The organism is Lentzea sp. NPDC005914 (assembly GCF_040629405.1).
GTDB lineage: Bacteria > Actinomycetota > Actinomycetes > Mycobacteriales > Pseudonocardiaceae > Lentzea.
The window spans coordinates 184,110-199,930 of the sequence record NZ_JBEXVQ010000003.1 but is presented as its reverse complement, the minus strand read 5'-3'; the positions used below and the strand labels follow the sequence as shown (position 1 = coordinate 199,930).

Annotated in this window: 22 protein-coding genes and 1 pseudogene; 6 read left to right on the top strand and 17 right to left on the bottom strand. The window is 68.9% G+C overall.

Annotated features, from left to right (window positions below; genetic code table 11):
* Nucleotides 1-12: 12 nt before the first annotated feature.
* The gene (locus ABZ345_RS05995) at nt 13-645 is read right to left on the bottom strand and encodes an NAD(P)H-binding protein (protein WP_359843436.1); all 633 of its coding nucleotides are present in this window, start codon (nt 643-645) and stop codon (nt 13-15) included.
* 16 nt (nt 646-661) lie between these two features.
* A pseudogene (locus ABZ345_RS05990) lies at nt 662-835 on the bottom strand (NAD(P)H-binding protein); the annotation flags it as partial.
* A 59-nt stretch (nt 836-894) separates the two neighbouring features.
* Here ABZ345_RS05990 and ABZ345_RS05985 point away from each other — a divergent pair.
* Complete coding sequence (locus ABZ345_RS05985; protein WP_359843434.1) at nt 895-1,650, top strand: helix-turn-helix domain-containing protein; 756 nt, start codon at nt 895-897, stop codon at nt 1,648-1,650.
* Between the two features lie 11 nt (nt 1,651-1,661).
* Here ABZ345_RS05985 and ABZ345_RS05980 read toward each other — a convergent pair whose 3' ends face one another.
* Both ABZ345_RS05980 and ABZ345_RS05975 read right to left on the bottom strand, forming a co-directional pair.
* The gene (locus ABZ345_RS05980; RefSeq protein ID WP_359843432.1) at nt 1,662-1,889 is read right to left on the bottom strand and encodes a DUF2188 domain-containing protein; all 228 of its coding nucleotides are present in this window, start codon (nt 1,887-1,889) and stop codon (nt 1,662-1,664) included.
* Nucleotides 1,890-1,958: 69 nt separating this feature from the next.
* Nucleotides 1,959-2,591 (bottom strand): GAF and ANTAR domain-containing protein, encoded by a 633-nt coding sequence (locus ABZ345_RS05975; RefSeq protein ID WP_359843430.1) that lies wholly within the window; start codon nt 2,589-2,591, stop codon nt 1,959-1,961.
* Between the two features lie 295 nt (nt 2,592-2,886).
* Between ABZ345_RS05975 and ABZ345_RS05970 the strand changes: the two genes are divergently transcribed.
* The gene (locus tag ABZ345_RS05970; protein WP_359843428.1) at nt 2,887-3,333 is read left to right on the top strand and encodes an ATP-binding protein; all 447 of its coding nucleotides are present in this window, start codon (nt 2,887-2,889) and stop codon (nt 3,331-3,333) included.
* A gap of 71 nt (nt 3,334-3,404) precedes the next feature.
* Here ABZ345_RS05970 and ABZ345_RS05965 read toward each other — a convergent pair whose 3' ends face one another.
* Nucleotides 3,405-4,280, bottom strand: a complete 876-nt coding sequence (locus tag ABZ345_RS05965; RefSeq protein ID WP_359843426.1) for a helix-turn-helix transcriptional regulator — start codon at nt 4,278-4,280, stop codon at nt 3,405-3,407.
* Between the two features lie 105 nt (nt 4,281-4,385).
* On the opposite strand from ABZ345_RS05965, the gene ABZ345_RS05960 reads away from it, so the two are divergent.
* Nucleotides 4,386-5,084 (top strand): SDR family NAD(P)-dependent oxidoreductase, encoded by a 699-nt coding sequence (locus ABZ345_RS05960; protein ID WP_359843424.1) that lies wholly within the window; start codon nt 4,386-4,388, stop codon nt 5,082-5,084.
* A 24-nt stretch (nt 5,085-5,108) separates the two neighbouring features.
* On the opposite strand, the gene ABZ345_RS05955 is transcribed toward ABZ345_RS05960, so the two are convergent.
* Nucleotides 5,109-6,044, bottom strand: coding sequence for an AraC family transcriptional regulator (locus tag ABZ345_RS05955; protein ID WP_359843422.1), 936 nt, complete (start codon nt 6,042-6,044; stop codon nt 5,109-5,111).
* Between the two features lie 116 nt (nt 6,045-6,160).
* Here ABZ345_RS05955 and ABZ345_RS05950 point away from each other — a divergent pair, with 116 nt between their 5' ends.
* Complete coding sequence (locus tag ABZ345_RS05950) at nt 6,161-6,535, top strand: hypothetical protein (protein WP_359843421.1); 375 nt, start codon at nt 6,161-6,163, stop codon at nt 6,533-6,535.
* A gap of 43 nt (nt 6,536-6,578) precedes the next feature.
* A complete protein-coding gene (locus tag ABZ345_RS05945; protein ID WP_359843419.1) occupies nt 6,579-6,935 on the top strand; it encodes a DUF2267 domain-containing protein in 357 nt (118 codons plus the stop codon).
* Here the strand turns inward: ABZ345_RS05945 and ABZ345_RS05940 are convergent.
* Nucleotides 6,920-7,234, bottom strand: coding sequence for a DUF5335 family protein (locus ABZ345_RS05940; RefSeq protein WP_359843417.1), 315 nt, complete (start codon nt 7,232-7,234; stop codon nt 6,920-6,922). The two genes, ABZ345_RS05945 and ABZ345_RS05940, sit on opposite strands and share 16 nt — an antisense overlap.
* Before the next feature lie 57 nt (nt 7,235-7,291).
* Nucleotides 7,292-7,732 (bottom strand): DUF1931 family protein, encoded by a 441-nt coding sequence (locus tag ABZ345_RS05935; RefSeq protein WP_359843415.1) that lies wholly within the window; start codon nt 7,730-7,732, stop codon nt 7,292-7,294.
* 26 nt (nt 7,733-7,758) lie between these two features.
* Here ABZ345_RS05935 and ABZ345_RS05930 point away from each other — a divergent pair, with 26 nt between their 5' ends.
* Nucleotides 7,759-7,905, top strand: coding sequence for a hypothetical protein (locus ABZ345_RS05930; protein WP_359843414.1), 147 nt, complete (start codon nt 7,759-7,761; stop codon nt 7,903-7,905).
* Nucleotides 7,906-7,911: 6 nt separating this feature from the next.
* Here the strand turns inward: ABZ345_RS05930 and ABZ345_RS05925 are convergent, their stop codons facing one another.
* From ABZ345_RS05925 to ABZ345_RS05885, 9 genes are read right to left on the bottom strand one after another with little or no spacing between them, the layout of a single operon-like run.
* Nucleotides 7,912-8,334, bottom strand: coding sequence for a DUF2267 domain-containing protein (locus ABZ345_RS05925; protein ID WP_359843412.1), 423 nt, complete (start codon nt 8,332-8,334; stop codon nt 7,912-7,914).
* Complete coding sequence (locus ABZ345_RS05920) at nt 8,331-9,260, bottom strand: PrsW family glutamic-type intramembrane protease (protein ID WP_359843410.1); 930 nt, start codon at nt 9,258-9,260, stop codon at nt 8,331-8,333. Before ABZ345_RS05920 ends, ABZ345_RS05925 begins: the two co-directional genes overlap by 4 nt.
* Nucleotides 9,257-10,921 (bottom strand): FAD-dependent oxidoreductase, encoded by a 1,665-nt coding sequence (locus ABZ345_RS05915; protein ID WP_359843408.1) that lies wholly within the window; start codon nt 10,919-10,921, stop codon nt 9,257-9,259. The genes ABZ345_RS05920 and ABZ345_RS05915 overlap by 4 nt, the downstream gene beginning before the upstream one ends.
* Complete coding sequence (locus ABZ345_RS05910) at nt 10,899-11,162, bottom strand: UBP-type zinc finger domain-containing protein (protein WP_359843406.1); 264 nt, start codon at nt 11,160-11,162, stop codon at nt 10,899-10,901. Before ABZ345_RS05910 ends, ABZ345_RS05915 begins: the two co-directional genes overlap by 23 nt.
* The gene (locus ABZ345_RS05905) at nt 11,159-11,584 is read right to left on the bottom strand and encodes a hypothetical protein (RefSeq protein ID WP_359843404.1); all 426 of its coding nucleotides are present in this window, start codon (nt 11,582-11,584) and stop codon (nt 11,159-11,161) included. The genes ABZ345_RS05910 and ABZ345_RS05905 overlap by 4 nt, the downstream gene beginning before the upstream one ends.
* Nucleotides 11,581-12,012: a thioredoxin gene (gene trxA, locus ABZ345_RS05900; RefSeq protein ID WP_359843402.1), complete on the bottom strand. Its 432-nt coding sequence runs from the start codon at nt 12,010-12,012 to the stop codon at nt 11,581-11,583. The genes ABZ345_RS05905 and trxA overlap by 4 nt, the downstream gene beginning before the upstream one ends.
* Nucleotides 12,009-14,636, bottom strand: coding sequence for an ATP-dependent chaperone ClpB (gene clpB / locus ABZ345_RS05895; protein WP_359843400.1), 2,628 nt, complete (start codon nt 14,634-14,636; stop codon nt 12,009-12,011). The genes trxA and clpB overlap by 4 nt, the downstream gene beginning before the upstream one ends.
* Nucleotides 14,627-14,920: a chaperone modulator CbpM gene (locus ABZ345_RS05890; RefSeq protein ID WP_359843398.1), complete on the bottom strand. Its 294-nt coding sequence runs from the start codon at nt 14,918-14,920 to the stop codon at nt 14,627-14,629. The genes clpB and ABZ345_RS05890 overlap by 10 nt, the downstream gene beginning before the upstream one ends.
* A complete protein-coding gene (locus ABZ345_RS05885; protein ID WP_359843396.1) occupies nt 14,920-15,816 on the bottom strand; it encodes a J domain-containing protein in 897 nt (298 codons plus the stop codon). The genes ABZ345_RS05890 and ABZ345_RS05885 overlap by 1 nt, the downstream gene beginning before the upstream one ends.
* Nucleotides 15,817-15,821 lie beyond the last annotated feature (5 nt).

The following is a 15,821-nucleotide window of genomic DNA, read 5'->3' as shown; positions in this document are numbered from 1 at the left end:
CTGCTGCTGCACCTAGTGAAACGCCTCCTGGTGGGCGTGCACCCACGCGGCGAAGCTGGTCGCCGGACGGCCCAAGATCTTCGGCACCTCGTCGGTCAGGAACGCGTACCTGCCCTCGGCGAGGCCGGCCATCCCCGCGACCGACTCCTTCGCGGTCTCCGGGGCCGTCCCGTCGCGGAGCATCATGTGATGCGCGGCATCCAACGCCACGTGCTGAGTCCTGATCTCCTTGCCCAGCACCTCGTTCAGGACGGCGATCTGCTGGTCGAACGTGAGCAGCTGCGGCCCGGTCAGCACGTATTCCTGTCCTGTGTGGTCAGCCGAGGTGAGCACTTCCGTTGCCACGGCGGCGACATCGCGCGGATCGATCACGCCGATGGCGCCTGCCGAGGTCCAGTTCGGCACCGGGTCGCCGTTCTTGATCATCGGCGCGTAGTGGAGCAGGTTGGAGGCGAAGGAGCCTGGCCGCAGAACGGTCCAGCCGAGCCCGCTGTCCCGAGTGGGCTGTTCGCTGCGGTGGTGCCAGCTGCCCGGCTCGGAGGCGCTGATCGCGGACAGTTTCACCAGCCGCCGGACACCTGCCGCCCGTGCGGCCAGCACGGCCGCCTCGTCGTGGTCGATGACCGGCTTCTGCGGCGCGGTCACCAGGAACACCCTCCACACCGGACATCGCCTCGATCAGCGAAGGCGGGTTCTCGAAGTCGCCCTGGACTATCTCGGCGCCGGGAATCTCGATCTCCCGGCGGCTCATCGCGCGGACCTTCACCGCTCGCTCGGCCAGCTGCTTGACCACTTCGCTTCCGATGGTGCCCGTGGCACCCGTGACCAGGATCATGATCAGAATCCTCGCGGCGAGCGCTGCGCGGTTCTATGAAATTCCGGCACAGTGGAGAGGTGCTGGAAGAGCGTTCTGTCGAAGTGGCGCCGCGGTTGCGCCCGTGGATCGCGGGGATCACCACATCGTCGGCGAGCGCCGAGACGATCGTGCGCGATGAACCGGACACCGCCACAACGCTGGCCCTGCGCACAGCGCCCGGCGAGAAACCCGAGCTGATGGTCATCGGGCCACGCACGCGCGCGCTGTACTACCGGGGCACACCCGGCCCGTCGTGTGCGAAGGTCCGGCTGCAACCAGGCGCGGCGAAACTGTTGCTCGGTCGTTCCGTCCGTGATCTTGTCGACCGCGTCGTCCCGCTGCGCGACATCCGACGCGAAGAGCCGGTCGGCCAGCGGTCTGACCCGGCACAGTTCCTGGAGGCGCTGATCGAGGACATGTCCGTCGGCCTGAGCAGGAATGGCGACTCGGTGGGCAAAGCCGCAGACTTGCTGTCCACAAGCGACGTACAGGCCAGCGCACAACGGCTGCACGTCAGCGAACGCCACCTGCGCAACGTCTTCGTGGACAGCGTCGGCCTGTCGCCCAAGCGGTTCGCCCGGATCGAACGCGTCAGGTCCATCCTCGCGCACGGGCCCACCAGGCCGTGGTCCGAGCTGGCGATCGAGGCCGGCTACTACGACCACTCGCACATGACCGCGGAATTCCGCGTGATCATGGGCGTGCCACCGACGGTGTTCTTCAGCCGCGGCGTCACACCCACCGTCGAGTGCAAAGGGATCTACGAATCGGTCCAGCTGATTCAGCCGTCGTAGCGCGACGCGCCTCAGCCGGGAATGTTGCGGGGGTCGCTGCTCCGCGGGTAGGTGTTCTTCTCGCTGATCGTGCCGTCCATGTTGCGGATGATGTGCTCGACTCCGTGCGCGGCGGCCATCTCACGGCCCTTGGCGATGGCCTCGTCCTTGGTGTCGTGCGTGCTGGAGGCCTGCGAGTTGCCCTCGACCTTGTTCTTCCAGGTTCCGTTCTCGTGGTAGGTCTCCACATCGCCCTGCATCACTGCCTCCTCGCTCGTCTGGTCAGAAGAGGGATGCCCAGCACCAAGATCTTCGACACGCGAACCCGGCTAGCGGTCGCGGCGGTTCTCGACGAGCCACGTCGCGGCGTGGTGCAGTTTGACGTTGGTCGACTGGGAGGCTTCCACGAGCATCCGGAAGGCGGACGCGTCGTCGAGGTCGTGGCGCTCCATCAGGATGCCCTTGGCCGAGGAGATGATGTCGCGGTTCTCGATGGCCACGTCGAGCTGTGCCTCCCGCTGCGCGCCGACCAGGGCGATCGCGGCGTGGGTGGCGAAGAGCTGACCGTCCTCTTCGGTGTGCTGGTCGAAGGCGTTGAAACGGGACGAGTAGAGGTTGAGCGCGCCGAGGGTGCGGTCTGTCACGAACAGCCGGTAGGACTGCAACGAATGGATGCCGTTCTCGGCCGCGGCCGGACCGAACGCGGGCCAGCGGGGCTCGGCGGCGACGTTGCCGACGCGGTAGGTCCGGTGCTTGGCGATCGCGTCGATGCACGGACCTTCGTGAAGGTCGTACTGCAGCTGGTCGATGGTCTCGACGATGGTGCTCGTCGGTGCCACGGTGCGGATCTTGCCGCTTTCGACCAGCGAGATGCCGGCGTGTTCGGCGCCAGGGACGTAGTCGACGACTGCCTTGACGATCGCCCGCAGCGTCGTGTCCACGTCCGGTTCCGCTTGCAGCATCCGCGCAACACTGCTGAGGGTATCGGCCAGTGCTCTGAATCTCGCGTCGTCAGTCGCGCTCATGATGCCTCCATCACCGGGTCGGCGCACTGCAGCTTCTTACCCGGAACAAATAGTGGATCAAACACATGGGCAGCGCACGCAAAGGCCGCGAGGCAGAACGACTACCGCCGTGTGGAGCGGCCAGATTGCTCCAAAGTGAGGTTTAAAACGATCTTTCCGTCTCCGGATGCGCTGCGCGGGTAGCGTGCGGCCGGCACGTGCGAATCCGTGCATTCCCCAGGCGGAGGAGCCCGTGAAAACCGTCGACGAAGGCCCGGCGTCCGTGGTGCTCGACTTGGAGGTCGAGCCGGCCATCGCGTTGTCGGCGTTGCGCGGCCACGTCGCCGGCACCTTGCGCGATCTCGGCGAGGACCACCGCTACGACGTGCTGCTCATCGTCACCGAACTGGTCAGCAACGTCCTGGACCACACGCCTGGGACCGGCCGGCTCCGCATCCTGCAGCAGAACGCAGGATGCGAGGTCACGATCGAAGTTGACGACAGGTCACCGGCACAACCCGTGTACGGGCGATCACGACTGGGGTGCGACCGAGGTCGCGGCATCGTGGTCGTCGACAACCTCGCCCGCGCGTGGGGCACCCGGCCTCTGCCGGGCGGAGGCAAGACGGTGTTCGCGTCGGTGCGCTGCCCGGACGATCAGAACGCCGCCGGCTCTTGCAGGTCCGACGAACGCGACTAGCTGTCCCAGGTCTTGTCGTATCGGGTGGCCACGCCTCGAGCTTGTTGATCAGGCGTTCGACGCGGGCAGGATCAGTTGTGCGCAGTGGCCAGTGGGCCGGCGATGGCGGCGAGTTGGAGCTTGGTCTCGTCCTCGCTACCGGGCACGGCGGTCATGATGACGATCTTGAGCTCGGAGTCGCCGTCGGTCAGGACGTCGCAGTCCACCGTGATCGGGCCCACCGACGGGTGGTCGATCGTCTTGTGGTCCTCGCGGTGCGCGGCCACCTCTCCGGTGGTCCACAGCTCGGCGAACCTCCTGTTGCCCGCGCTCAGTTCGCGGATCAGCACGGCCAAGCGGGTGTGCTGGGGGAAGCGGCCGGTGGCGCGGCGCAGGTCGGAGACGACGGCGGCGTCGGTGGCGTCGCGGTCCTGCTCGGTCACCGGCCACAGTGCGAGGTGGACGGGGCCGCCGTCCACCGGGAACCTGTCGCGGGCGAAGTTGCGCAGCCGCGGCGGCGAGGCGGAGGGGTCTCCCAGCAGGCCGGCCCACCCGCGGTTCCACCACACCAGTTGCCAGTCCGCCGCGAACACGGCGACCGCCACGTCCCCGAGCCGGGCGAGCACCCGCTGCATGCCGGGAGGCAGGTGGTCGGAGATCGCGTCGTTCGCGGGCGGGACGAGCCGGGCCAGCCGGTACAGGTGGTCCCGCTCGGCGGTGGACAGCTGCAGTGCGCGCGCCAGGGATGCCACCACCGACGACGAGGGTGTGGTGGCCCGCCCCTGCTCCAGGCGCACGACGTAGTCGACCGACACCCCGGCCAGGTCGGCCAGTTCCTCGCGTCGCAGCCCGGCTGCCCGGCGCCCTCGGGCCACCGGCAGCGCGGCGGCCGACGGGGGCAGCCGGTCCCGCCACGTGCGGATCATCGCTCCCAGCCCGGTTCCGGGGATCGTCGACATGATCTCCATCTTCCTGCATCTCCGGTCGTGCGGGTGGGCGCGAGGGTGGTACAGGTCTTCCTACCGTCGAAGCGTCCCTGGACCGCGTCTCTCATCGGGGTGATCGTCGAACGCATGACGATCACCTTCATCACCGGAGCCAACAAGGGGCTCGGTCGCGAGACCGCCCGCCGTCTGATCGAGTGCGGCCACACCGTGCTGCTCGGGGCCCGCGACCGCGAGCGGGGCGAGGAGGCCGCCGCCGCGCTCGGCGCACGCCACGTCCCCATCGACGTGACCGACGACGCTTCCGTCGCCGCCGCTGCCGCGAACGTCGCCGAACGCGAGGGCAGGATCGACGTCCTGATCAACAACGCCGGTGTCCACGGCCCCGTAGGCGACCCCGGCGACCTCACCGCCGCCGACGCCCGCGCAGTCCTCGACGTCAACGTCATCGGGGTCGTCCGCACCATCACCGCATTCCTGCCGCTGCTGCGCCGCTCGGACGACCCGGTGATCGTCAACGTCAGCAGCGGCATGGGCTCCCTCGCCCTCACCCACGACCCCTCCCGGCCCGAGTCGCACGTCGTCGCACCGCTGTACACCTCCTCGAAGGCGGCGCTGACGATGCTGACCACGCAGTACGCCAAGGGGCTCCAGGGCATCCGCGTCAACGCCGCTGACCCCGGCTACACCGCGACCGACCTCAACGGTCACAGCGGCCCCCAAACGGTCACCGAAGGCACGGACGCGATCGTCGCCCTCGCCACCGAGGGACCCGGCGCCGGCACCGGACGCTTCCTCTCCCGCCATGGCGAGATCGCCTGGTCCTGAAGCCGCGCCCCAGCCGACCGGCGATCACCCCGGCAGCGTGTCCGAGGGCAGGCAGCCGAACTTGCGCCGGTAGGCGGCGGCGAACCGGCCGTGGTGGAAGAAGCCCCAGCGTGCGGCGACGCCGGTGACGGTGCCGCCCGCGCGCAGGTCGGTGTGCACCCGCTCGAGCCGCAGTTCCCGCAGGTACGCCGTGGGGGAGAGGTCGAACGACCGCCTGAAGCCGTGCTGCAGCGTCCGCACGCTGACGGACACCTCGGCTGCCAGCGTGCCCGGTGTCCACGGACGTTCCGGCGCGTCGGAGATCAGCTCGACCGCCTTCCGGATCGCCGCGGGGACGTGGCGTTCCGGCGCGTCCAGCTGCTCGCGGTAGTTGTGCGGCTGGGTGAGCAGCAGGCCCGCGATCACCATGTTCTGCAGGTGCGTTGCGAGGAACGGGTGGTGCGTCTCCGGCCGTTCCAGCAGCTCCAGCACCTCGAGCCACGTCCGCGCGGCGAGCGTGGTGAGGTCCATCGCCGGCACGAACTCGATCGCGGCGCCGAGCGGCCGGTCGAGCTGGCGTTCCAGTTCCCGTTCCACCTCGATGCGGTCGATCATCAGGCAGAGCTGGCCGCAGCCCGGTTCCCAGCGCAGGTCGGCGGGGCGGCCCGGGGTGAAGACGGCCGCTCGCTCCAGGTCGCACTCCACCGGCGCGGCTGATCCGCATCGCTGCGAGCACCGTCCGGTGAGCGGGATGTTGACGTGGAAGTTGGTGGCGTCCACCGTCGTCAGCCGGACCGGCGCGCCGTAGCGGAGGTATCCGGCGGTGACGGCACCGACCTTGACCGCGTTGAGCCGCATGTCGAGCTGTGCCGACGGATCCTGCACGGTGAGCCGGTGCGGCAGGTAGGCGCGTTCGATGGCGATACGGGCCTCGTCGGCGTCGGTCGCTCGGGCGACGGGGAAGGCCGACAACGTGATCACTCCATCGACGATAGATCTTGCGCATTCCGGCCGGAACTCTGCGTCCTCCGGCTGGGCTAAGCATTCCCGGCGTCGTTGACTGGGGCGCGGGCACTCGGCGCGTGAGGGAGCCGTTCGTGGAACAGTACGACGTGATCGTGCTCCCGCTGGACGACATCCGGCCGGGCGCCAGGCTCGTGCGGATCTGCGGCGGCTCACCCGATCGCGCCATCATCGGGCTCATGGCCCTGGTCGGCAGGCAGATCGCCGGCGGGGCGGACCTGATCGTGCTCGAGCTGGCCGGGCGCTACGACGTGCATCCCATCACGGTGGAACTGCTCGGCAAGCTCACGGAAAGGCTGAGATCTCGGCAGGTCGGGCTCTGCCTGGTGCAGCGGCACGAGAACGTGGGTGTGGCACTGGAACAGGCGAGCGCGGAGGGCCTTCTGGTGTTGCACGAGACCGTGGAGGACGCGTTGCGGCTCTCTTGTCCTTCGAGGTGTCGGAGGTGAGTGGAACGGGCAAACCACGGCGGTGAGCGAAAGGAGCTGTCCCATGGAAGCTCGTGAGTTCTTCCACACCGTCGCGGAGCGCGCCGGGTTGTCCCGCGAGGAAGCCGCGGATCTGACCAGGTCCACGCTGAGCACGCTCGCCGAGCGCCTGAGCGCGGGCGAGACGCGGCACCTGGCCGGTCTGCTGCCGCCCTCCCTGAACGAGATGCCCGCCGGCCGTGCGGAGACGTTCGGTTTCGACGAGTTCGTCCGCAGGGTCAGCGAGCACACCGGTCTGACCGTCCGCGAGACCACCGACGGCGTCCGCGCCGTGTTCACCACGGTGCACGACGAGATCGGTGACGAGCAGTTCGAGCACGTGACGGCCCAGCTGCCGCGGGAGTTTCAGCCGGCGTCGTAGAACGTCGCCAGCGTGGTCGTCCCGTCCGGCTCGAGGACCCGCAGCACCGGGCCGTCGGCCACGTCGATCTCGTCAGGCCGCCACACCATGTGCCGCAGCACGACGGGATACCGCGCGGTCCCGCCGACGGCGATGATCGTGACGTCGTCCTTGGGGTCGTAGGTGGCGTAGACGAACGGCAGTCGTTCCACCTCGTGCTGGTCCCCGAACTCGCGATCGAGCACCTCGATCGTGACCACCTTGCCCTTGGCCTGCGCGGTCAGTTCGTCCAGCGCGTCCTTCCAGTCCTCACCCGACATGATCACCTGCTCCTTTCGGCTGATCTCGTACTGCGGCACTTCCCGGGGCCGGCCTGGTCACAGCAGGAGGTCGAACAGGCGGAACGCCGTCTCCCAGTGCCGGGTCTGCGGGTTCTTCAGGTCCGGTTCGATGATCTTGAACGTGCGGGCGAGGCCGATGCTCACGCCACCCGCGACCCGCGGCACCCAGGCCTCGGCCTCGTCGGACAACACGACGTCCGGCGGCCGGGACGTCATCTTGTCCAGCACGTCCTCGAGATCGGGGAAGAGCCCCTCGAACTCGCGGATGCGCTCCTGCAGGCCCTTGGTGATCGGGAAGTCGTAGGGTTGCAGCACGTCACGGGCGTTCGTCTTCGCGGTGACCTGGGCCATCAGGTACAGGTCGTGCAGCTTCCGGTCGACGAACTCGTTGTAGCGCTTGAGATCGTCCTTGTCGACGTCGAGACCCGCCGCGGTGCGGAAGAAGTGTTCGAACCTGGTCACGTTCATGACTGGCATCGGTGGCTCCTCGGTACTCTGGGGTCATGGCAGTGGACATGCGCAAGCGCACGTGCCCTTGGTGCACGGTGACGCACGTGTGGGCGGTGACAGAGGAGCGGCTGACGATCGCGCTCAGTGACCACCTCAAGGAGTGTCAGGGCGACGGTTCGCAGCCCCGCGACATCGAGTAGGCGCGCCTAAGGCATCACGCCCGCGAGATCCTTGGGCATGGACGCCTTGACGTCCTCCCACTCACCCTCGGTGATGTGCGCGCGCAGGACCTTCAGCACCGTCCGCACCACCTCGTCGACATCGGCGTCGTACACGAAGTCGTGACGGACCCGGCCGACGAACTCGTCGTGGTGCATCTTGATCGGCACGTCCGCGGGGCGCCAGCCCTCGTAGTACACCCCGCGGACGAGCATCGGCAGCTGAGCTCCGAGCTGCGCGGCCTCGTGGACGGTCAAGCGGTCCCTCAGCGCGTGCAGGACGCCGCGCAGTGCCGCGTAGGACTGGTTGCGGCGTTCGCGTGGCCAGCCGAACGCCTCCTCGATCTCGTGCAGCATCCGGTTCGTCTTGTCGATGGTGGCGGTGAACGGAGCGAAGCCGGTGCCGCTCATCGGACATCTCCCCTCTGCCTGGGCTGTGTCATGGCGTACGTGCCGATGCGGATGTGATGGGAGGACGCCGGTGGGCGCACCTCGCGGCGCGACCGGCGGACGAGCGACCACAGCCACAGCAGGCCGATGACCGAGATCAGTGCCAGGCCCAGCCAGTCCGTGACCGTGTAGACCGTCACCTGGGACGGGGTCGGCTCGGGCAGGGCGCCGCGCAGCAGCAGCTGGTACTGCCACGGTTCGCCGGTCAGCGCCAGGGTCACCAGCACCGCGATCATGGACATCGAGTCCCAGAGCGCGTGCAGCAGGGACACCCCGAGAAAGGCGAGCAGCAGCGGCCAGGTCAGCACGAAGTGGCGCCGGGTGCTCCACGCGAAGAGCGTGCCTCCGAGGATCGCCGTCCACAGCCCGTGCCCGACCGGTGCCAGCAGACCGCGCAGCAGCTCGGTCGTCACGAGATTGCTCAGCGACAGGCCGGACGCGGTGAACAGCGACGTCAGCGCGTACCCGGCGGACTCGAAGGCGGCGAACCCGAAGCCGACCGATGCGCCGAGGATCATCCCGTCGCGCATGGACTTCACCGCGAGGTGCCGGGTCAGCAGCGCCAGCGCCGCCAGCTTGACGGCCTCCTCGATCAGCCCCACGCCGACGTACATCCACGGCGACGGGTTGAGCAGGTAGGCCTCCAGCACGGACGCGCCCAGCACCCCGAGCACACCGCCGACCACGAACGTGCCGAACACCAGCTCCGCCGTGATCTCACCGGTGTCGCGGCGCCCGAAGGCCCACGTCACGAACGTCACCGGAACGAGAAAACTGCCCAGCAGCACCACGGTCGGGATCAGGATCGCGTTGCCGGTCAGGTACGTCACCCCGACCGCCAGCAGCCACAGCACGAGACCTGCCAGGAACATCCGCCGCCACGTCATGTCGTCGCTCCGAACGAGAGGTGTTCGTGGACGAGCCGGACCACCATCGCGCCCTCTCCGATCGCCGATCCGGCCCGTTTGATGGATCCGCTGCGCACGTCCCCGATCGCGAACACACCGGGTAGGTTCGTCTCCAGCGGGAACGGTCTTCTGCCCTTGTGCCACCAGGTGTCGCCGGTTGCGACGTGCTCGCCGGTCAGCACGAACCCGTCCTCGTCGAGCGCGACCACCTGGGAAAGCCATGCGGTGCACGGTTTGGCGCCGATGAACACGAAAAGCGCGCGGACCGGCAGCGTGTGCCGGTCGCCGTTCCGGTTGTCCTCGACGATGACGCCCTCGATGTTCTTGTCGCCCCGCAGCTCCACGACCTCGTGCCGCAGCAGCACTTCGATCCGCGGGTGCCGCGTGACCCGGTCGACCAGGTAGCGCGACATGTCCTTGTTGAGGTCGCCGGAACGCACGACGAGGTGCACCAGGGGGACGCGCTCGGCGAGGAACACCGCTGCCTGACCGGCCGAGTTGCCACCGCCCACGACCGCCACCGGGTTGCCCTGGCACGCGCGGGCCTCGTGGATCGTCGCCGCGTAGTGCACGTCGGTCGCCTCGAAGTCGGCCAGCCGCGGCACGTTGAGCCTGCGGTAGTGCGCCCCGGTCGCGATGACCACCGTCCTCGCCGGCACCTGGGAGGAGTCGTCGAAACTCACGACGTAATGCCCGTCGCGCGGGGAGAAGGTGATCGCTTCGACCGCGACGTTCACCTGCACGCCGAACTTGCGGGCCTGCAACACCGCGCGTTCGGCCAGTTCCGGGCCGGAGACGCCCGAGGGGAAGCCCAGGTAGTTCTCGATCCGCGACGTCGTGCCCGCCTGGCCGCCGACCGCCACGGAGTCGACGGCCACGACGCCCAGCCCGTCCGACGCGCCGTACACGACGGCCGCGAGTCCACCGGGGCCGGCGCCGACCACGAGCAGGTCCGTCACGTCGCCTGGCGGAGAGGCGGCGTGCAGGCCGAGTGTCCGTGCCAGTTCCCGGTTGCTGGGGTTGCGCAGCGTCTCGCCGCCGGGCACCACCACGACGGGCGTTTCCGCGGTGGTCACACCGAACCGGCGCAGCAGGACCTCGGCCTGGTCGTCCTTGTCCGTGTCGACCAGCCGGTGCGGAATCCGGTTGCGCGCGGCGAACTCCAGCAGCCGCTTGGTGTCGGGGGAGAAGCACGATCCGACGATCTGCAGTCCGCTGCCGCGGCCGATGAGCACCGCGCGCCGCATCAGGTACGCGCGCAGGATCACGTCTCCCAGCACGGGATCGTCCTGCACCACCGCGCGCAGTTGGTCCGCCGTCAGTCCGACCACTTCGCCCGGCTCGGCGACCACGGCCGTGGCGAACGACGGTTGTCGTTGCAGCAGACCGAGTTCGCCGAGGAACCTGCCGGGCCCGTGCACCCGCACGACCTGACCGTTCTCCAGCACGTGCGCCACTCCGCTGACGATCACGAAGATGTCGTGACCGGTGTCGCCCTCGGCGTACAGCACCTCGCCTTCTCGCACCGGGCGACGGGTTCCGTACCGCGCGAGCTGGTCGATCTGCTCGGAGTCGAGGCGGGGGAACGCCCCGTGCTCGTCCGGTGTCTCCAGCAGCTCAGACGTAGTTTTCGTGGACATAGCACCACCGCCAGTTCTCGCCGGGCTCGAAGGAACGCACGATCGGATGGCCTCCCGCGAACGCGTGGCGGCGTGCGTGCTTCATCGGCGACGAGTCGCAGCAGCCGACGTGGCCGCACGTCAGGCACAGTCGCAAGTGGACCCACGGCGTCCGGGCGATGAGGCACTCCCGGCAACCCTGCGGTGTCTGCGGTACGACCTCGCGCACCAGGGCGAGGTGTTCGTCCACAATGGCGGTCATCGGTCCTCCCGGGTCGCGTCGTCGAGCACCAGCGACAGGCCGATGCCCAGCAGCCAGACGTCCTTCGCGAGTGAGATGCCTTCCTCCGTCGGGCGCAGGCTCCCTTGCTTGCGCATTCCCGGCGTCTTCAGGTAGAGCCCGAGCAATCCGGCGGCGAACCCGGTGAGCGCGGCACCGGCGACCGCCGCCGGTACGAACGGCACCAGCAGCACCACGCCGGTCGTGATCTCTCCGAGTGCCAGCAGCCTCGCGAACTGCTGGGGATCGAGCTTGCCCAGCACCGGATAGGTGCTCGCGGCCCAGCCCTGCATCGACTCCGCGGCCTGGTGGTCGGCGTGCAGCTTGCCCAGGCCCGAGTTGAGCACGTACGCGCCGGTGGTGACGCGCGCGGGCAGCTGCCTCAGCAGAATGCGATTGATCATGTCTTCACCTCCGGGGTGAGCGCCTGGTCCAACCAGGCGCGCAGCTGGGGTGCGGGCAGTGCACCGGGTTGCCGGGCGATCACCTCGCCATGGCGCAGGATCAGCAGCGTGGGCACCGCGCGCACGTCGAACCGTTGCGAGAGTTGGGGTGCACGGTCCACGTCGACCCGCACGAGCTTGATCTCGCCCGCGCGTTCGTGTGCGATCTGGTCCAGCACCGGACTCACCATCCGGCACGGGCCGCACCAGGTCGCCCACAGGTCGACCAGCACGGGGACGTCCGCCTTCTCTGCCACGTCGGCGAAGTTGCCGTCGAGCGCGTCCACGATCCACGGCAGCGGCTGCCCGCAGTTGCCGCACTTGGGCCTGCCTTGTGCGGCAGCGGGAACGCGGTTGGTCTTGCCGCAGTTCTGGCACTTGATGGTCATGCGGCGGCCCTGCTCTTGCTGGTCGTGGCGATGGACAGCTCGCCGTCCACCTCGTCCACCCGGATCGTCGCGTCCTCCAGCACCTCGCCGGAGATCAGCGCCCGCGCGACGCGGGTCTCGACCTCGTGCGCGATGTAGCGGCGCAACGGCCGGGCGCCGTAGACCGGGTCGAACCCGCGCCGCGCGATGAGCTCTCGTGCCGCCGGCGTGAGGTCGACGTCGATCCGGCGCTCCGCGAGACGGGCGCGCAGTTCGGCGAACTGCAGGTCGACGATGCGTTCGAGCTGCTCCAGCCGCAACGGCGTGAACAGCACGACGTCGTCGACGCGGTTGAGGAACTCGGGGCGGAAGTGCTCGCGCAGCGACGCCATCACCGCGCCGCGCGCGTCCGGTTTGATCTCGCCGCCCGGTGTCACGCCGTCCAGCAGATACTCCGAGCCGATGTTGGACGTCATGATGATCACCGTGTTGCGGCAGTCGACCGTGCGGCCCTGCGAGTCGGTGATCCGTCCGTCGTCGAGCACCTGGAGGAACGTGTTGAACACCTCCGGGTGCGCCTTCTCGATCTCGTCCAGCAGCACGACGGAGTAGGGCTTGCGCCGCACGGCCTCCGTCAGCTGGCCGCCCTCGTCGTAGCCGACGTAACCGGGCGGCGCGCCGACGAGACGCGAGACCGTGTGCCTCTCCTGGTACTCGCTCATGTCCAGGCGCACCATGTTGTCCTCGCTGTCGAACAACGCGGCCGCCAGCGTCTTCGCCAGCTCGGTCTTCCCGACGCCGGTGGGGCCCAGGAAGATGAAGGAACCGATGGGCTTGCGCGGGTCCTTCACCCCGGCCCGTGCGCGGATGATCGCATCGGCGACCAGCCGCACCGCCTCGTCCTGGCCGATCAGCCGCTCGTGCAGGATCTCGTCCAGCTTCAGCAGCTTCTCGCGTTCGGTCTCCTTGAGCCGCGACACCGGGATGCCGGTCCACGCCGCGACGATCTCGGCGATCTCGTCCTCGGTCACGACCTCGCGCAGCAGCCGTCGCTCGCCCTGTTTGGCCGCAAGCCTTTCCTCCTCGGTCGCGAGCTGGCGCTGCAGCTCGGCGAGCCGGCCGTACCGCAGTTCCGCGGCCCGGTTGAGGTCGTAGGTCCGTTCCGCCTCCTCGGCTTCACGGCGCACGCGTTCCAGGTCACCGCGCAGTTCCTGCACGCGCCGGATGGCTTGGCGCTCCGCCTCCCACTGCGCCGTCATCGCGTCGAGCTCGGCGCGGAGGTCGGCGAGTTCCTTGCGCAGCGCCTCGAGCCGCTGCCTGCTCGCCTGGTCGGTCTCCTTGGCCAGCGCGGCTTCCTCGATCTCCAGGCGGGTCACCCGGCGGGAGATCTCGTCCAGTTCCGCGGGCATCGAGTCGATCTCGGTGCGCAGCCGCGCGCACGCCTCGTCCACCAGGTCGATCGCCTTGTCCGGCAGGAACCGGTCGGTGATGTAACGGCGGGACAGCACGACGGCGGACACCATCGCCGCGTCCTGGATCTTGACACCGTGGTAGACCTCGAGCCGTTCGCGCAACCCGCGCAGGATCGAGATCGCGTCCTCCGGCGTCGGCTCCTCCACCAGCACGGTCTGGAACCGGCGTTCCAGCGCGGCGTCCTTCTCGATGTGCTTGCGGTACTCGTCGAGCGTGGTCGCGCCGATCATGTGCAGCTCACCGCGTGCGAGCATCGGCTTGAGCATGTTGCCCGCGTCCATCGATCCCTCGGCGGCGCCCGCACCCACGACGGTGTGCAGCTCGTCGACGAACAGCAGGATCCGTCCCTCGGCGGCCTTGACCTCGGCGAGCACGGCCTTGAGCCGTTCCTCGAACTCGCCGCGGTACTTCGCGCCCGCCACCAGCGAACCCATGTCGAGTGCGAAGACCGTCTTGTCCCGCAACCCTTCCGGCACGTCACCGCGGACGATCCGTTGCGCCAGCCCTTCGACGATCGCGGTCTTGCCGACCCCGGGCTCGCCGATCAACACGGGGTTGTTCTTCGTCTTGCGGGACAGGATCTGGATCACGCGCCGGATCTCGGAGTCCCGTCCGATCACGGGGTCGAGGTCGCCTGTCCGCGCGTCGTCCACGAGGTCGCGGCCGTACTTCTCCAACGCCTCGTAGGTGCCCTCCGGCGTGGCGCTCTGCACGCGCTGGTTGCCGCGGATCTTCGTGAGCGACTCCAGGAACCTGTCCCGCGTGATGCCGTGCCTGGCCAGGATCTGGCTGGCCTTGGTGCGGCTGCCCTCCTCGGCCAGCGCGAGCAGCAGGTGTTCGACGCTGACGTAGGAGTCCTTGAGCCGCTTGGCTTCTCGTTCGGCGGCGTCCAGCACGGCCAGCAGGCGACGGGTGACGTTGATCTGTCCGGGTTGGACACCCGGCCCGGTCACCTTGGGGCGCCTGTCCAGTTCGGCGTTCACGTCGTCGCGGAGGGTCTGCACGTTCACGCCCACCTGGGCGAGCAGGCGCGGTACGAGACCGTCCGGTTGGTCGACCAGTGCGAGCAGGAGGTGTTCGCCGTCGGTCTCGGTGTGGCCGAGCCGCTGGGCTATGTCCTGGGCGGACTGCAGGGCTTCCTGTGACTTCTGTGTCAGCCTGTTCATGTCCACGGTCGTTCACTCCCGTGTAGTTGTGCTTCCAGGACACGGATTCGGTCGAGCAGGTCCAGCACGAGCCCGACCGCGGTGTAGTTGAGCGAGAGCCCGCCGCGCAGTCGCTGGATCCGCGCGAGGCGGACCACCGTTTCTGGTGGGAACCAGAGCCGTCCGGCGTCGTCCACCGCGCACTCGACCAGTCCCAGCGCGGCGAACCGGCGGATCAGCTCCGGGTGCAGTCCGGTGTGGACGGAGACCCGGTTCAGGCTCAACCGGACGGGTCTGGTCAGCGGATACATCACGAACCCCTCGGGTTGAAGTCGGAGACGGCGGCCAGTTCCTCGAAGAGCTCGCGTTCCCGCTTGCCGAGTTTCTTCGGCACCATGATCTTCACGACCGCGTACAGGTCACCCGGTGTGCCGCGCGGGTTCGGCATGCCCTCGCCGCGCAGCCGCAACCGCCGTCCGCTCGACGACGCCGGCACCACGCGGACCTTGACCTCCCCACCGGGCGTCATGATCGGCACGGTGGAGCCGAGAGCCGCCTCCCACGGCGTGACGGGCAGGTCGACCACGATGTCGCGGCCCTCCAGCCGGTACCGCGGGTCCGGGGCGATCCGCACCACCAGGAACAGATCACCCGAGGTGCCACCGCCGGAACCACGACCGCCCTCGCCGGACAGCCGGATCCGCTGTCCGTCGATCACTCCGGGCGGGATGGTCACGTCCAGTTCGCGGTCGCCGATGGTCAGCCTGCGCTGGCCACCCCGGTAGGCCTCCTCCACCGAGAGCGTCAGCACGGCCTCCTGGTCGGCACCGGGAATCGGCCCGCCCCGGCCACCGCGGCGGAAGAAACCACCGAGCAGGTCCTCGAAGTCGAAGTCCTCGAAACTGCCCTGCCCGGGCCCGCTGGTGTACACCGTGCGGCCACCGCGACCGGCGCCGGCAGCAGCTCGTTCCTCGTAGCCTTCAGGGATCCGGCGGAAGTCCGCGCCGAACCGGTCGTACCGCTTGCGCTGTTCCGGATCCGACAGGACCTCGTACGCCTCGCTGACCTCCTTGAACCGGTCCTCGGCGCCGGGATCGTGGTTGACGTCCGGGTGGTAGCGGCGCGCGAGCTTGCGGTACGCCCGTTGGATCTCCTCGCCGCTCGCCCCGCGTGGCACCCCGAGTGCCTCGTAGAAGTCCGTGGCCACGGCAG

What these genes read in the sequence shown, in the direction of transcription:
- ABZ345_RS05945 (WP_359843419.1), top strand. Translation starts at nt 6,579, where the DNA reads ATGGAAGCTCGTGAGTTCTTCCACACCGTCGCGGAGCGCGCCGGGTTG.
- ABZ345_RS05930 (WP_359843414.1), top strand. Translation starts at nt 7,759, where the DNA reads ATGGCAGTGGACATGCGCAAGCGCACGTGCCCTTGGTGCACGGTGACG.
- ABZ345_RS05910 (WP_359843406.1), bottom strand. Translation starts at nt 11,162, where the DNA reads ATGACCGCCATTGTGGACGAACACCTCGCCCTGGTGCGCGAGGTCGTA.
- ABZ345_RS05925 (WP_359843412.1), bottom strand. Translation starts at nt 8,334, where the DNA reads ATGAGCGGCACCGGCTTCGCTCCGTTCACCGCCACCATCGACAAGACG.
- ABZ345_RS05965 (WP_359843426.1), bottom strand. Translation starts at nt 4,280, where the DNA reads ATGGAGATCATGTCGACGATCCCCGGAACCGGGCTGGGAGCGATGATC.
- ABZ345_RS05915 (WP_359843408.1), bottom strand. Translation starts at nt 10,921, where the DNA reads ATGTCCACGAAAACTACGTCTGAGCTGCTGGAGACACCGGACGAGCAC.
- trxA (WP_359843402.1), bottom strand. Translation starts at nt 12,012, where the DNA reads ATGACCATCAAGTGCCAGAACTGCGGCAAGACCAACCGCGTTCCCGCT.
- ABZ345_RS05890 (WP_359843398.1), bottom strand. Translation starts at nt 14,920, where the DNA reads ATGTATCCGCTGACCAGACCCGTCCGGTTGAGCCTGAACCGGGTCTCC.
- ABZ345_RS05920 (WP_359843410.1), bottom strand. Translation starts at nt 9,260, where the DNA reads ATGACGTGGCGGCGGATGTTCCTGGCAGGTCTCGTGCTGTGGCTGCTG.
- ABZ345_RS05960 (WP_359843424.1), top strand. Translation starts at nt 4,386, where the DNA reads ATGACGATCACCTTCATCACCGGAGCCAACAAGGGGCTCGGTCGCGAG.
- ABZ345_RS05935 (WP_359843415.1), bottom strand. Translation starts at nt 7,732, where the DNA reads ATGCCAGTCATGAACGTGACCAGGTTCGAACACTTCTTCCGCACCGCG.
- ABZ345_RS05980 (WP_359843432.1), bottom strand. Translation starts at nt 1,889, where the DNA reads ATGCAGGGCGATGTGGAGACCTACCACGAGAACGGAACCTGGAAGAAC.
- ABZ345_RS05975 (WP_359843430.1), bottom strand. Translation starts at nt 2,591, where the DNA reads ATGCTGCAAGCGGAACCGGACGTGGACACGACGCTGCGGGCGATCGTC.
- ABZ345_RS05940 (WP_359843417.1), bottom strand. Translation starts at nt 7,234, where the DNA reads ATGTCGGGTGAGGACTGGAAGGACGCGCTGGACGAACTGACCGCGCAG.
- ABZ345_RS05905 (WP_359843404.1), bottom strand. Translation starts at nt 11,584, where the DNA reads ATGATCAATCGCATTCTGCTGAGGCAGCTGCCCGCGCGCGTCACCACC.